The following is a 13,561-nucleotide window of genomic DNA, read 5'->3' as shown; positions in this document are numbered from 1 at the left end:
CATGGGTTCACCCATGCCGGTGGTCGCGCACTTTCGTGGCGACTTCCTGTACAACCTGGTCCTGATCGAGGACACCGACACCATCGAGCAGGTGGCGCTCGCGTGCGCCGCCCACTCGGTCGGCCGGCGCGTGCCGGAGCTCGACCGTGCCCTGCGCGTCGAGCACGACGGCCGGTTCCTGGATCCCACCAGGTCCGCCGCCGAGGAAGGCGTGCAGCCGATGGACGAGGTTCTCGTCTCCTACGCCGACTCGTGATCCGATGACCGACCACGAGACGCCGGACGAGAGCTGGCATTCACTGTGCGCCGAAGAGGACCTCTGGGAAGGCGAGATGTCCTACCGGCGCCTGCCCGAGGGCACACCCGTGCTCCTGGTCAATGTGGACGGACGCGTTCGTGCGTACCAAGGAATGTGCCCGCACCAGGAGAACACCCTCGAAGACGCCGATTTCGACGGCGGGGTGATCACGTGTCCCGCCCACCTGTGGGAGTTCGACGCCACCGACGGCTCGGGCATCAACCCCGCGAACACGAGACTCAAGGAGTACCCGGTGGTGATCCGCGACGGCTCGATCTTCGTCGGGGTGCCGGCCGGCGACGCAGGAAAGGTGTGTCACCGATGACCCAGCTCGACCCGACCCACGAAGCCGCGCCTCCCGAGGGCGCGGCGCTGGTGGGGCCGCTCATGCAGGCCGGTGAGATGGCGGACCTGGTCGCCGACGCCATCGCCGAGGACAACCCGGGAGCCGACGTCCTGATCCGCGACCAGGGATCGTTCATCCGCATCCACACACCCGGCGTGTGCCGGCTGACCCGGAAGACGCTGAGCGAGCTCGCGGGACGGCCGCTGCGGATCGGCGACATCGAGCCGCACATGGCGTTTTTCGCCGGCCACATCACCACGACCACCGACGAGATGATCTGGCGCAGCGGGCAGTCCGCCGCGCGCCCCACGCCGGTCGAAGGAGAAGACGCGCGATGACGAGTGACGTGACGCCGGGAACCCGGCGCCGCCGGACGTGGAGCCGCTACACCGACCGCAAGGTGCCGACCGAGTACGAGTTCGTCTCGCACGACTTGCACTGGCACTACAAGCCGGGCCAGCCGCCGTGGGAGATGGCGCCGGACCACGTGTGGAACCGGTGGTACATCGAGAACCGCAACGAATCGCCGTTCACCTGCCCGGACTGGAACCGTTTCCGCGATCCGGACATGCTCGTCTACCGCACCTACGTCCGGATGCAGGACGAGGCGGAGAGCTACGTCGACGGCCTGATCGACGACCACGAGGGCCGCGGCGCCTACGCGGCACTGCCGGGGGAGTGGCTGGGCGCCCTGCGGTCGGGCTACACCCCGTTCCGCTACGCCGGTCACGCGTTGCTCATGGCGGCCACCTACGTGATGTCGATGGCGCCGTCGAGCTACATCAGCAACGCCGTCGCGTTCCAGGGCGGGGACGAACTGCGCCGCATCCAGCGGGTCGCTTACCAGACGCGGCAGCTGCAGGTGCACCACCCCGAGTTCGGCTTCGGCGATGACCGGGCCGTCTGGGAGCGGGACCCGTCGTGGCAACCGTTGCGCAAGGTTCTCGAGCTGCTGCTGGTGGAACGGGACTGGGGCAAGGCGTTCGTGTCGCTGAACTTCGTCGTGAAGCCCGCGATCGACGCCGTGTTCAACGTCCGGCTCGCCGAAGCGGCCGAAGCACACGGCGACGGGCTCACGGCCATGATGCACCGCCACCTCCAGCTGGACTCGGAGCGCAGCGCGCGGTGGTCCGTCGCACTCGCCCGGACCGCGATCGAGGCCGTGCCGGACAACTCGGGGCTCATCGCCGGCTGGGTGAACGACGCGACCGCGGCGGTGGTCGACGCGGTCGTCGACGCCTCGGCGCCACTGTCCACTTCGGTCAGTGCGCTCGACGCGGTCGAAACCCGCCGCGCGGTGCGTGAATCGATCGCAGCCGCGGTGCGCCCGATCGGTGTCGAGCACCTGCAGTCCTGACCCGCACCCGCCGGCGGCGGCGCGCGTCCTTCGCGGGCGCCCGTCGCCGCCGGTGTCCCGTCGAAGACCGGAGAGACCATGACCCACCGCCCTCCGCCGCTGCGCGACGTGGTCATCGTGGGCGGGTCGCTGGCCGGCCTGCACGCCGCCGAGGAACTGCGCACCGCCGGCTACGACGGCACGTTGACGCTCGTGAGCGCCGAGCGGCGAGCACCGTACGACCGCCCGCCCCTGTCCAAGCAGATCCTCACCGGTGAGTGGGCGCCGGACCGATCCGCGTTGCGCGGCGCCGAGGAGCTGGCGGCCCTGCGCGCCGACGTGCTGCTCGGGGTGCACGCCAGCGGTCTCGACGTCACGCGCCGGATCGTGACGACCGACGAGGGGCTCCAGGTGCCCTACGACGGACTGGTCCTCGCGACCGGGTGCACGCCGCGAGCGCTGCGCGGTGAAGCGGCGCGCGAGGGACTGCACACGTTGCGGACGGCCGAAGACAGCCTCGCGCTGCGCCGGACCCTGCTCGCCGGCGGCCACCTCGTGGTGGTGGGCGCGGGATTCATCGGCCTGGAGGTGGCCGCGGCCGCCCGCACCCTGGGCGCGCACGTCACCGTCGTCGAGCCGGCGCCGGCACCGATGCAGGCCGCCCTCGGCCAGCGGATCGGCGGCGCGCTCGCCGATCTTCACCGCGCCCACGGGGTCAAGTTCGCGCTGGGCCGGGGCATCAGCCGCGTTCTGGGCGCGCACCGCGTCGAAGGCGTCGAGCTGGACGACGGAACCGTGCTCGACGCGGACGCGGTCCTCGTCGGGATCGGTGCCGTCCCCGCCACGGGCTGGCTCGCCGGCAGCCCCCTCGACACGAGCAACGGCGTCGTCTGCGACGCCCACCTCGCCGCCGGACCACCCGGCATCTACGCCGCGGGCGACCTGGCGTGCTGGCACAACCCGCTGTTCGGCGCACGCATGCGCGTCGAGCACTGGTCCAACGCGGCCGAGCAGGGCGCGGCCGCGGCCCGGAACCTGCTCGCGGCGCCGGCCGAGCGGGTGCCGTTCGCCTCCGTCCCGTACTTCTGGTCCAACCAGTACGACACGTCGATCCAGTTCGCCGGCCGACCGGGTGCGCAGCGCGTGCCGCTCGTCGAGGTCGACGGCCCGAAACCCGCGTTCCTCGTCCTCACCGGAGACGGCGGCACGCTCACCGGGGTTCTGTCGGTCAACTCGCCGAGAGTCTTCCTGCGGATCCGCCGGCTGATCAAGGCCCGGGCGACCCTCGCCGACGCCGCCGATGCGGCCCGCGCGTTTCTGTCCCGTTGATCCTCCTCGCGAGTCTCGACGGCCGCTCTCAGCACACCACCGAGTGAGGACCTCGCGTCACCGGGACGCCGGGTGGACCGCGGCTGAGTCGACGGTGGTGCGGGCGTGTCCGAAGTACATGAGTTCCCAGATCGCCTCGTCGGTGAAGGACTCGACGAGCGTGGTCCCCGACCACCGCTCGATGGTGAGCTCGCCGACGAACCGCAGGTAGGCCCCGTCGAAATGGATCAGGCGCGCGGCCAGCTTGCGCACGCCCGGTTTCATCTGCTCGACAAAGGTGTTCGCCGCCAGATCCCGATTCCGCGTGAACCTCACGACGTAGCGTTCATCGCCATTTTCGAAGTCGTACTGGGTGACGTTCGCGACCGGCTTTCCCGTTGTCGGGTCGAGGTATACGTCCGTGGCGCTGAATCGGACGGACGAGGCGTCGTCGGCGATGATCTCGCCGTCCTTGGCGAGCATGAAAATCGGGACGGGCTCGAATCCGTACTTCTTGTGCGCGGTGACGTAGCAGGCGATCACCGAGTACGGGCCGGCCTGGCCGCGCGCCCAGTACCAGTCGTTGACGATCGACATCATGCCGACGTTGCCCCAGTTGTGGTCGTGGTAGCCCACGCCGGTCACCTCGGTCCGCGCGCCGGCGACCTCGTACGAGCCCTTCACGGTGCCCTGCGGGACCGCGGGCAGCCAGGCGAGCTCGAGCTCGCGCTTCTCACCGAAGACGAGGTAGCCGGTGTTCGGGCGCCAGGGTCGGATCTGGGCGTCGAGGGTCACGTGGACCTTGACGTCGTCGATCTCCGCGTCGATCTCGTAGTGCGACAGATCTCCGGTGAAGCGGTTGCCCGAGATCCGCACATCGGCGTGGTCCGTGGCGGCCGAGTAGGAGTCGGCGGGGTAGTCGCGGATGAAGTCGTGGCTCCGGCCGTCGGGCAACTCGAGGTTCAGGCGGATCACGGGGCTGAGCGGCCGCTGGGGCGTGGCGAGGTCTTTGCTCATGAAGATCACCACGAGCTTGGCGCCGTTGTCGAGGTGGGCGTCGAAGTACCACCACTCGTAGGTCCCGCGACGACCGTCGGTGCGCGCACCGTCTTCCCACCGGGCGATCTCCTCCCGGCCGATGCCGATGCGCCGGTAGTCCTCGTCGTGGTTCGCGATGCTCGCAGTGTGGGTCATCGTCCCGTCTTCCCGCTCCGGGCGCTCGGTGTAGCGCCGTCGTCAACGAAGACCGGACAGGCCACCCGGGATGTGACGGCCTGTGTGGTCCAGCGCGAGGGTGAGTTTGTGAGGTGCGTCATCAACCGGCGCGCTGAAGCACCCGCCCCGCGGTGCCCACCGACGGTCGGGTGGGGGACTTGTTCGATGCCGTCATCTGTCAATACAGTGGTGTCGCCGCGCTGCGTTCTCGGTCGGTCGGGAACTGTGCTCGGCGGCGGATCAGAGGTGTGGTCAAGAATGAATGGTGCCGACGTCCGGGGAGCTCTTCTGAAATTCTTCGCGGGATTCTGACCGGGGATGGAGATGTCCACCGGGGTCGGAATCCGGATTGACACCCGCGATCCGGACGAGGCGCGATTTCGCCTTGCCGATACCTACAGCCCGCACATTCTCACCGTCGACGATCGGTCGGGGTTCCGCGCGCGGCACGGCACGGGCGGCACCGCCGAGCTCGGTGTCCACTACCTGTCCTACGGAACCGGCACGACCTTGTTGGACGCGGTGCCGTTCGAGGACTTCGTCCTCGTTTCCCGCCCGGTTCGCGGGCGGTTCACGGTCCGGGCCGAAGGCGCGGAACGGCTGCTGTCGCCCGGAGAGCCGGTCGCGCTGGACTCGCACACCGCGTACCACCTGCGCTGGCAGGACGACTGCACCCTGCTCACCTTGCGGTTGGCGCGCAAGGAGTTCGAGACCGCCGCGGCGGAGATCAGTGGCAGGCCCGCGCCGGCCCGGCTTCGCTTCCCGTTGGGCCGGCGCCCCTCGCCGACGGGGCTCACGGCCGTCGACCAGGTGACCCGGTTCCTCGTGCGCGACGCGGTGCCCAGCGGGCTCCTCACGTCCGCGCCGCTGATCCGCGGGCAGGTGCTCCGGCTGGTGGTGGCGGGCCTCCTCGAGGCCTACGACGTCGTGGCGCGGACGGACGAACCGGGTTCCGGTGGAGCGGTCAGCCCGGCCGCCGTCCGGCGGGCCATCGCGTACCTCGAAGGTGCGGCGGCCGAAGACATCCGGATCACCGATATCGCGGCTGCCGCGCGCTTGAGCCCCCGCGCCCTCCAGGAAGCTTTCCGCAAACACGTGGGCACCACCCCGATGAGGTACCTGAAGTCCGTCCGGCTCGCCAGGGCGCACGCCGAGCTGCGGGTGGCTGAGGAAGGCGTCACTGTCGCGTCCGTGGCGTATCGCTGGGGCTTCGGCAATCTCGGCCGGTTCTCGGCCGAATACCGACGCGAGTTCGGGCGGTCCCCGAGTGAGGTGCTGCGCGCGGCTCGCTGACGCCACCGCGTTTTCCGGCCGGTGGCCGCGTCAGCCGGGTAGACCAGCTCTGCGCACGGGCCTAGCTTTGCCGCACCATCAAGGAAAGCAGGCACCATGTCAGTCTTCGTTCTCGTCCACGGCTCCTGGCACGACGGCGGCCACTGGGGTTCCGTCGTCCGACGCCTCGAGGAGCTCGGGCACACCGCGCACGCCCCCACGGTCGCGGGCCACGGCAAGGACGTACCCAAGGACGTCAGTCACGACGACTGCGTGTCCTCCATTGTGGACTACGTCGTACAGCACGACCTGACCGAGGTGGTCCTGGTGGGGCACAGTTTCGGCGGGACCGTGGTGGCCCGCGTCGCCGAGGAGATTCCCGATCGGCTTCGCCGGCTGGTCTTCTGGAACGCGTTCGTCCCGCGGCCGGGCAAGAGCCAGTACGAAGACCTGCCTCCGCACTACCGCGAAATGTTCTCCACCCTCGCGGCGGAGTCGGCTGACGGCACCGTGATGCTGCCCTTCCCGATCTGGCGGGACGCCTTCATCCAGGACGCCGACCTCGACCTCGCGCGACGCACGTACGCAACCCTGTCCTCGGAACCGCTGCGGCCGTTGACGGACGAACTCGAACTGTCCCGCTTCGCCGCGCTCGAGATCCCCAGGTCATACCTCAACGGCACCGAGGACACCGCCCTGCCGCCGGGGGAGTGGGGCTGGCACCCGCGGATGTCCGGCCGGCTCGGCCTCCACCGGCTCGTGCAGATGCCCGGCAGCCACGAGGTCCTCTTCACCAACCCGCGCGGCCTGGCCGAAAAGCTCCTCGAGTCCGCCCGCGACTGATGCCGGCGTACGGCCCACGGTGGTCAGGCGACTGGGGACGACGGTTCGACCAGCGGAAATTCGCAGCACCGCAGGTCGCGCCGAGTTCAGGTGGTGGTGGTCGGGAGTGGGACTCGACCGGCGGTTTACCGGACGACAACCTCCGTCATGGTCGGTAGCAGCGCACTGGACGCGCGTTCAGGCCCATCCGGCCGGCCTGCTCACGATCGCCCGAGCTGGGTGCCAAGGTCTCCACCGCGCGCAACCGACCGGCCCGCATCGCCGTCCACGTCGCCATCGCAGCCGGGATGACATGCGAGTCGAGCTCATACGGTTCCCTGCGAAGGTCCGCGTGATCAGGTCGCGAGCCCGGGACGTACCTGGCCCAGCGGTCGTACGTGAGGGAGCCATTGCTGTTGATCACGGCATCGAGGTCCTCGCCACTGCGATGAGCCACTGCTTCGCTGTCGGACCACCACACCATCATGAGCCCGCCGTCCTCCTCCGGCCCCCAGCTCAATGCGACGAGGGGTGCGCCCCGGTCGGTGGTCACCGGCGTGGCCCACGTCAGCAGTCCGCTCGGTGCCGGGGGCAAAGTGGTGATGTCAGGGGATGACGTCACCGGGGTGGCCAGTGCGGTGGCCGTCGCCTCGGCGTCGAGGTGATACAGCTCGGCCGCGGCCAGCCGCCGGTATTCCGCAGCGGCCAAGTACTCGGCCTTGGCGTGGACAGGCAGGTGGTACGCGGAGTCCGGCACGTAAAAAGGCGGATGCCGATAGGGGATACCGCGGTCGTCCACCATCTCCGCCGCCCAGGCACGCGGCGCGTTGCGTTGTAAGAACGCCGCAGCCGACATCCAGGCGGGCACCACGTCGGCGGGATCGGTGAAGTCCATGGATCGTCCTTGACTGCTGCTGGGCAAACACTGCGGGCGCAATGACGCTGAGGCGAAGGGTAGCGAGCGGACCGACACCGCGTCCTGGCTTGGCCGTGGGGCGGCTTCGGACACAGTGACAGCCGGATTCCAGGACGAGTGCCGGAGCGGGGCATCGGTAGCAGAGGAGCCTGGCCAGCACGTCGGCCAGGCTGGTCAGCGAGCTGTAAGCCAGCGCGGTTCGGCGTTCGTCGAGGTAGCGGACCAGGACGTCGCGGACCGGTCGGCAGCGGAGCCGGCGGTTGTCCACCAGCCCTTCGCAGGGCAACTGCCCGACCCGCACCACCGGTCCGCCGCACCAAGGCCGGAGTCCTCCCGGTTCGCGAACCCTGACCCCGCGACGGCGCTGCCTCCACGGAGGGAAGGCAGCGCCGCCGCAGAGAATGAGGCCAGGTCGCTTATTTCTCCCTCAGCAGGTAGACGTCGCCCTTGCCCTCGTGGCCCGCGTCGCTGTTGAAGATCACGTCCGTGTCGTTGATGAACGCCGCGTGCGGGTGCACCGATTCCGTCTTGGAGGTGCTGTTGTGCTTGAACATCTTCACGGCGTCGACTTTGTTCTTGTTCGGCTTGATGTAGTAATAGTAGATGTAGGGCGCATCATCCTTCTGCCCGTCGCCTTCGATGATCGTCCGCGAATCGTTCATGGCGAAGTGGTTGCTGTAGTCCAGGATATCGTAACTGAGGAACTCTTTTTTGCGAATGTTGTAGGTGACCACCTGCTCCGGCGTGTCGTCCGTTTTCCGCTGCGCGAAAGCGGCGTCCCGTCCGTTCGATTCCCAGAACGGGTGCACACCGTGGTCCTCCGGGCCGGTCAGCATCGTGTTCTTCCCCGACTCGATGTCGACGAGGCCGATCTGCTCCACGTCGGGCATGTGATACAGCAGCGTGTCCCCGTTTACCGGGTTGATCACCACGTGGTCGACTTCGCCGTCCAGCTTCTTAACGGTGGTGAGCTCACCCGTCTTCACGTCGATCAGGACGAGCGAGGAGCGGTCCTCATCCTCGTCGTACAGGGACGACGCGATCGTCTTGCCGTCGGCACTCAGAGCGACGATCCCCTTGACGTCGTACTTGTCCGGCACGGTATAGATCTGCTTCTCCCGGTACGGGGCCTGCAGGCTGACGCTGGTGAAGGTGTGATCGTCGACGAAGAACGCCTGTTCTGTCTCGGGCGAGACATTGGCGTGGTCACCGTCGATGTGGTCGGAATCCGTGAGCTGCACGAACTTGCCGTTGTCGAGGGACATGAGATAGAGGTTCTCGTGCCCCTTGTCCCGCTCCGACATGAAGACCACGGAATCGAGCGAAGGGACATAAGGGTCCACGTCGAGGTACATCTTGTTGTCGAGCGCATCGTCGGTGGTGAGCTGAACCACCTCGTAATCGGGGTCCAGTGCCGGCAGTTTCTTCCACTCCGCCGGGAACCGCGCGCCCTTTCCGGAATCAGCCGCGGAGGCGACCCCGGAACCGACGTGGGGAATAACCAGCATGCTCACCGAAGCGAGGAACACCAAATATTTGTTCACGCGACTGAACCCTCCTGAGCCGTATTCGATCCGGGCCCCATGTGATCTGAGCCGTATTCGAGAGGCGCGCCTCGATCCACTATAGAAACAGGCACACCGCCTCACAACGGAACAATCCTCACCCTTTGGGGTGGAGCGGCGCAGTTTTTCGGGGTTCCCCTCACGGAACGTGCCCGCAATCCCGGAGGACCGCGGGCACGACCTTCCTCGAACTTCCCCCGGCCGCCCGCCGAGTCGCACGAGCACTGGACGGCGCAGCGCGTACGGCATCGATCTCGGGTTCCCCGCGAACGTCGAGCAGCCTCACCTGGATGAGGTGATGCACGGGTCCGCCGGGTCCTGTGAGGGTGCGGTCGCATCGCCGTTCTCCCCAGGGAGGGTTGCCATGAGCACATCGGGAGACGCTCAGGAGCCGGTCCGGCGCACAGCCGACGCGGCGGCGGCGCGGGCGTCCTCGGGCGACCCGGCGGCCGCTTCACCCGCACACGCGCGAGAGCAAGCGGGGGCGCCCCGGCCGGACGGGGCCGGGGCGGATGCCGAGGCAAGGGCGCCGCAGGTGCGGAAGGTGCTCGTCGGCCTGCTGATCGCGCTGGTGATGGGCACGATCATGGTGACCACCTACGTCTGGGCCAACCACGGTGTCGTCGCGCGCAACCTGCCCTGGGGCGTGACCGGGTCCTCGCCGCTGACGAGCGCGGTGCAGCAGAACGTCAGCATGGACATCCACACCTACGCCGACCAAGCCGACCTGGAGAACGCCGCCGGCCAGACGACCGTCTACGGCGGTTTCAACGCCCAGACGAACACGGTCGTGATCTCGGAGGCGGCGAGCCTGTGGGCGCCGGGAGTCATGCCCGCCGAGTACCTCAAGGCCGGCCAGGCGCTCGGACAGCAGGTCCACTTCAGCGTGATCAACACGTTGCCGAAGGAGGATCCCGAGGGTGTGGTCCCCGGGCTGGTGGTGTTCACGCTGTTGGTCGCCGGCTACCTCGGGTCCACGATGGCGATGCAACGCACCGGCCACGCCGCCGCGCACCGCCGGGTCGCGATCCTCGCCGGTTACGCCGTCGTCGCGAGCCTGGTGTTCAACCTGATCGTCGGCCCGGGGTTGCGCGCTTATCCGAACGTGGGACACAACTTCTGGCCGTTGTGGGGCGAGTTCGCTCTCGTCCTGCTCGCCGTGGCCATGCTCACCGGGACAGTGCAGAGCCTGATCGGGCCGCTGGGCACCCTGGTGACGGTGATCCTGGTCGTGTTCCTGGGCAACCCCTCCACCGGCGGGGTGAACGGAACCGCCTACCTGCCGGCGTTCTGGCAGTTCATCGGCCCGATCCTGCCGCCGTGGAACGGCGTCACCCTGATCCGCAACACCCTGTACTTCCACGGGAACGCGATCACCCAGCAGCTCATCGTGCTCAGCCTCTACGTGGTCGTCGGGGCGATCCTGATGACCGTCTTCGGCTGGGGACGACTGCGGTGGTGGCGCGGTCCGAAGGACACGATCGACCGCACCGAAGAAACGGGAATCGCCGCGATACCACCAGGATGACCACTCGACGGTGCCGAAGCGCGACGGTCGAACGCGCCGGCTCTACACGACCCTGAGGAACAGGGACTGTCTGTCGTGGTGGCTACCGATGAAGGCGGTGTGTCGAGCCACTTGGTGCCGACAGCACATCAGCATCTGAATGCCAGATGCCGAGGACGGAACCGGTCACGGCCGCGATGGCCATTGCGGAGACCACGAGGATCCGTCTTGCCGCTTGGGGATGTCGGGCGTTGTCCTCTGTCTGATGGGGTTCTACACCGGCGCCCGATGGCGTGAACTTGTCGGGCAGCAGCGGCCTGAGGACGACTCCGACCGGCGGAGTGCCGAGATCCGCTCGCCGTTGGAGGTGATCGGCTGACAGGTCTACAAAGGAGGCGGGACAAGCGAAAGGCTCGTTCCGGGGGACGCCGGCGGCCTTCGGCCCGGAGGGCGAATGCCCGCCCGAAGAAGGGGCGGACGAAGACTCCTGCGGGCACTCGCTTCGTGGCTGCCGCCCGGGATCGCTGTGCTCTGCGAAGAGCTGAGGGACCGCCATCGTGATCCGGCCGTGTTGTCCACATGGGAGAGGCCTCCGTGGCGGCGTTCGAACTTCCGGATCCGGTACTGGTGTCCGGCGTGGGGTTCTACGCGTCCGGAGCAGGGGATCGGCGGCCACCGAGTCTGCCGACGTTCACCTTCCACGAGGGCCGGCATACGCACGTCACCTGGCTGACCGCGCACGGTATTCCCGGGGTGGCACGGCGCGCCCGGCTGGGCAGCAGATGAGGGCATTGCGAGAGGTCGCCGGCTTCGGCGTACCGAGCGACGCCGGTGTCCTGGTTCCCCCATCCGCGGTCCCGGCGAAGGCTCGAGCCCGGATCCTCGCCGAACGTCACTGCGGGCCCCGTCCGAAAACGACTGAAGCCCCACCCCTCCGAAGAGGGACAGGGCTTCCGGTCTGCGATTCAGCTGGTGCGCGATACTGGGATTGAACCAGTGACCTCTTCCGTGTCAGGGAAGCGCTCTCCCGCTGAGCTAATCGCGCGAGGTGGAGACGGGATTCGAACCCGTGTACACGGCTTTGCAGGCCGTTGCCTCGCCTCTCGGCCACTCCACCGTGCAAGGCCACGAGAGCCTTTCGAGCGGACGACGGGATTCGAACCCGCGACCCTCACCTTGGCAAGGTGATGCGCTACCAGCTGCGCTACGTCCGCACTCTCCGCGGTTCCGATGCACCGGCTGGTGGGCCGGCACCCCGTCGCCGTGGTGTGGGAGAACCATATCGGACCCCGAAAACCGCCCCGTCACCGGGGGGTCATCTCCCGGTTGCGGGGCGGTGATCAGGCGAGATCGTTGGGGATGAGGTGCGTGAGGGCGTCGTCGACGTCGACCCAGAGGTGTTCGTTGCCGGGGAGGACCACGTCGTAGGTGCGGTCGAGGAAGTCGGCGAGCTCTTGGGCCGAGGCTTCGAACATGGCGTGCCCGGAGGGGGAGTTGAGCTCGATGAGCACGGATTCGGGGTCTTCGACGGAGGGGCGGATCCGCACGTCGCCGTCGCCGGCGTCGGCGAGGAGGCCGTCGGCGAGGAGGTCGCGGGCGTAGACCCACTCGACCCAGCCCGCGCGGCCGGTGCGGAAGGCGGCGACGACCGCGTAGGGGTCGCGAGTGTCGTAGCGCAGTTCAACCTTGACCGGAACCGCCGGGGTCCGCGGCGCCAGCAGGTCGAAGACCGCCGTCGAGCGGAGCGTCACGTGATCGTTGCGCATCGTCCTACCCTTCGTCTCCCTTCCCGGCCCGGACGACCGAGGACGACGATGAGACGCTCCGGAGAGCCGATTCCGTCGCGGGTTCTCCGGAGATCACCCGTTGGTGGTCGACACTGCCGTTCCGTCCTTCGTCGCCCGCGCCGCGCAGCCTTCCGCGGGCGCCCGCTGGGCAGCCACACGTACATACTGCGCGGTTCGACCGCCGCGCGATAGCACCGTCGCACGGATGTCGAACCGCGCCGCGAGCGGCCCCACTGCGGCACAACCCCGGCTAGCTCGGGGTTGTTCGCTCCGTATTCGCTGGTAGACGCAGGGTGTTCGCCGCCAACCACCCGTTTGCAGGCCCTCGAAAGTCGTGTTGTAGAGTTGTCCTCACTCCACGAGCGGGCGATTAGCTCAGGGGGAGAGCGCTTCGTTCACACCGAAGAGGTCACTGGTTCGATCCCAGTATCGCCCACCGCCTTCGAGGCCCCGGACATCCCGTCCGGGGCCTCGAGTGTTTTCCGCGCAAGAATCTTCGCAGGTCAGCACCGCGCGGCCGCTGGACCGCGCCACGACGGCCGCGAGGTCCGGCTCGCGAGGTCGATCACGGGCGCGCAACAGTCCGGACACAGGCGTCTCACCTGCAATTTGCAGGTCGCAGCCTGATGGTCGACAGATCTCGTACGCGCAGTGGCGGTTGTGTGGCACGTGACTGAGTCGCAGCGACAGGAATGTGATCCGCGACACTTTCTCGATCCCGTCGGCGCCGGGACCACCCGAACGGCCGCACGCACTTCGCCGAGGCCGGACGAGCGGGGCGCGAGAGCCGCCGGGTCGACGTGCGAAGGATTTCCGCCGAGACGCCGCCGTTCCGGTGAATCCGAGCCGGTTTCGGGTCGACGCGAAGATCAAGCGGGCCGGCCGCCCGGATTCGGCAAGACGGGTGAACGGACCGATCTCCCGGTGGGAGCGGGGTGTGATCGTCGCGGCGGGGCGCGCACCCCGGGGGAGTATGCCGCCGATCCGGGCCGGGAGCGGGCTCGCTGATGTGACGAAAACTCGACGCCGTGACACCCAGAAGCGGAATGTCACCTTCCGCACGGCCCGATCCGGCGGGCACCGGGGCAAATCCACTGTGGACGAGTCCGGACCGGAGTGTCCACAGTGGATCATCCCGGTCCGTGGGACGCCCGCGCGACACCGTGGGAGAGTGGTGGAATATTGACTA

The 13,561-nt window shown here is 68.3% G+C and carries 12 protein-coding genes and 4 tRNA genes; 9 read left to right on the top strand and 7 right to left on the bottom strand.

Annotated elements, in window-relative coordinates:
• The first annotated feature begins 1 nt into the window (after position 1).
• The 5 genes from VSH64_RS15625 (at position 2) to VSH64_RS15605 (ending at position 3,309) form a co-directional block, all read left to right on the top strand.
• Entirely contained in the window at positions 2 to 256 is a 255-nt protein-coding gene (locus VSH64_RS15625; RefSeq protein WP_326836316.1) for a toluene-4-monooxygenase system B family protein, read from the top strand.
• Between the two features lie 4 nt (positions 257 to 260).
• On the top strand, positions 261 to 623 hold the full coding sequence (locus VSH64_RS15620) for a Rieske 2Fe-2S domain-containing protein (RefSeq protein ID WP_326836315.1): 363 nt from the start codon (positions 261 to 263) through the stop codon (positions 621 to 623).
• Positions 620 to 982: an MmoB/DmpM family protein gene (locus VSH64_RS15615; RefSeq protein ID WP_326836314.1), complete on the top strand. Its 363-nt coding sequence runs from the start codon at positions 620 to 622 to the stop codon at positions 980 to 982. The genes VSH64_RS15620 and VSH64_RS15615 overlap by 4 nt, the downstream gene beginning before the upstream one ends.
• The gene (locus VSH64_RS15610; RefSeq protein WP_326836313.1) at positions 979 to 2,001 is read left to right on the top strand and encodes a ferritin family protein; all 1,023 of its coding nucleotides are present in this window, start codon (positions 979 to 981) and stop codon (positions 1,999 to 2,001) included. The genes VSH64_RS15615 and VSH64_RS15610 overlap by 4 nt, the downstream gene beginning before the upstream one ends.
• A gap of 78 nt (positions 2,002 to 2,079) precedes the next feature.
• Positions 2,080 to 3,309 (top strand): NAD(P)/FAD-dependent oxidoreductase, encoded by a 1,230-nt coding sequence (locus VSH64_RS15605; RefSeq protein WP_326836312.1) that lies wholly within the window; start codon positions 2,080 to 2,082, stop codon positions 3,307 to 3,309.
• A gap of 57 nt (positions 3,310 to 3,366) precedes the next feature.
• Here VSH64_RS15605 and VSH64_RS15600 read toward each other — a convergent pair whose 3' ends face one another.
• Entirely contained in the window at positions 3,367 to 4,482 is a 1,116-nt protein-coding gene (locus VSH64_RS15600; protein WP_326836311.1) for a lipocalin-like domain-containing protein, read from the bottom strand.
• Positions 4,483 to 4,827: 345 nt separating this feature from the next.
• Between VSH64_RS15600 and VSH64_RS15595 the strand changes: the two genes are divergently transcribed.
• Positions 4,828 to 5,796 (top strand): helix-turn-helix transcriptional regulator, encoded by a 969-nt coding sequence (locus tag VSH64_RS15595; protein WP_326836310.1) that lies wholly within the window; start codon positions 4,828 to 4,830, stop codon positions 5,794 to 5,796.
• Between the two features lie 96 nt (positions 5,797 to 5,892).
• Positions 5,893 to 6,618, top strand: coding sequence for an alpha/beta fold hydrolase (locus VSH64_RS15590; protein ID WP_326836309.1), 726 nt, complete (start codon positions 5,893 to 5,895; stop codon positions 6,616 to 6,618).
• A gap of 145 nt (positions 6,619 to 6,763) precedes the next feature.
• Here the strand turns inward: VSH64_RS15590 and VSH64_RS15585 are convergent, their stop codons facing one another.
• Positions 6,764 to 7,492 carry a hypothetical protein gene (locus VSH64_RS15585; protein ID WP_326836308.1) on the bottom strand — a complete coding sequence of 243 codons (729 nt, stop codon included), beginning with the start codon at positions 7,490 to 7,492 and terminating at the stop codon, positions 6,764 to 6,766.
• Positions 7,493 to 7,929: 437 nt separating this feature from the next.
• On the bottom strand, positions 7,930 to 9,057 hold the full coding sequence (locus tag VSH64_RS15580) for a TolB family protein (protein WP_326836307.1): 1,128 nt from the start codon (positions 9,055 to 9,057) through the stop codon (positions 7,930 to 7,932).
• A gap of 385 nt (positions 9,058 to 9,442) precedes the next feature.
• Here VSH64_RS15580 and VSH64_RS15575 point away from each other — a divergent pair, with 385 nt between their 5' ends.
• Positions 9,443 to 10,606, top strand: a complete 1,164-nt coding sequence (locus VSH64_RS15575; RefSeq protein ID WP_326836306.1) for a hypothetical protein — start codon at positions 9,443 to 9,445, stop codon at positions 10,604 to 10,606.
• 949 nt (positions 10,607 to 11,555) lie between these two features.
• On the opposite strand, the gene VSH64_RS15570 is transcribed toward VSH64_RS15575, so the two are convergent.
• From VSH64_RS15570 to VSH64_RS15555, 4 genes are all read right to left on the bottom strand, one after another.
• Positions 11,556 to 11,630, bottom strand: a tRNA-Val gene (locus VSH64_RS15570).
• 1 nt (position 11,631) lies between these two features.
• Positions 11,632 to 11,702, bottom strand: a tRNA-Cys gene (locus tag VSH64_RS15565).
• A gap of 24 nt (positions 11,703 to 11,726) precedes the next feature.
• A tRNA-Gly gene (locus VSH64_RS15560) sits at positions 11,727 to 11,799 on the bottom strand.
• Between the two features lie 126 nt (positions 11,800 to 11,925).
• Positions 11,926 to 12,351: an SsgA family sporulation/cell division regulator gene (locus VSH64_RS15555; protein WP_005159130.1), complete on the bottom strand. Its 426-nt coding sequence runs from the start codon at positions 12,349 to 12,351 to the stop codon at positions 11,926 to 11,928.
• A 385-nt stretch (positions 12,352 to 12,736) separates the two neighbouring features.
• Between VSH64_RS15555 and VSH64_RS15550 the strand changes: the two genes are divergently transcribed.
• Positions 12,737 to 12,808 (top strand) — tRNA-Val (locus VSH64_RS15550).
• Positions 12,809 to 13,561: the final 753 nt, after the last annotated feature.

Source organism: Amycolatopsis rhabdoformis (assembly GCF_035918295.1).
Taxonomy (GTDB): Bacteria; Actinomycetota; Actinomycetes; order Mycobacteriales; family Pseudonocardiaceae; genus Amycolatopsis; species Amycolatopsis rhabdoformis.
Note: the sequence above shows the minus strand (reverse complement) of the source record. Positions and strands in the feature narration are given on the sequence as shown.

What these genes read in the sequence shown, in the direction of transcription:
- VSH64_RS15615 (WP_326836314.1), top strand. Translation starts at nt 620, where the DNA reads ATGACCCAGCTCGACCCGACCCACGAAGCCGCGCCTCCCGAGGGCGCG.
- VSH64_RS15595 (WP_326836310.1), top strand. Translation starts at nt 4,828, where the DNA reads ATGTCCACCGGGGTCGGAATCCGGATTGACACCCGCGATCCGGACGAG.
- VSH64_RS15585 (WP_326836308.1), bottom strand. Translation starts at nt 7,492, where the DNA reads ATGGACTTCACCGATCCCGCCGACGTGGTGCCCGCCTGGATGTCGGCT.
- VSH64_RS15555 (WP_005159130.1), bottom strand. Translation starts at nt 12,351, where the DNA reads ATGCGCAACGATCACGTGACGCTCCGCTCGACGGCGGTCTTCGACCTG.
- VSH64_RS15590 (WP_326836309.1), top strand. Translation starts at nt 5,893, where the DNA reads ATGTCAGTCTTCGTTCTCGTCCACGGCTCCTGGCACGACGGCGGCCAC.
- VSH64_RS15620 (WP_326836315.1), top strand. Translation starts at nt 261, where the DNA reads ATGACCGACCACGAGACGCCGGACGAGAGCTGGCATTCACTGTGCGCC.
- VSH64_RS15575 (WP_326836306.1), top strand. Translation starts at nt 9,443, where the DNA reads ATGAGCACATCGGGAGACGCTCAGGAGCCGGTCCGGCGCACAGCCGAC.
- VSH64_RS15605 (WP_326836312.1), top strand. Translation starts at nt 2,080, where the DNA reads ATGACCCACCGCCCTCCGCCGCTGCGCGACGTGGTCATCGTGGGCGGG.
- VSH64_RS15610 (WP_326836313.1), top strand. Translation starts at nt 979, where the DNA reads ATGACGAGTGACGTGACGCCGGGAACCCGGCGCCGCCGGACGTGGAGC.
- VSH64_RS15600 (WP_326836311.1), bottom strand. Translation starts at nt 4,482, where the DNA reads ATGACCCACACTGCGAGCATCGCGAACCACGACGAGGACTACCGGCGC.
- VSH64_RS15625 (WP_326836316.1), top strand. Translation starts at nt 2, where the DNA reads ATGGGTTCACCCATGCCGGTGGTCGCGCACTTTCGTGGCGACTTCCTG.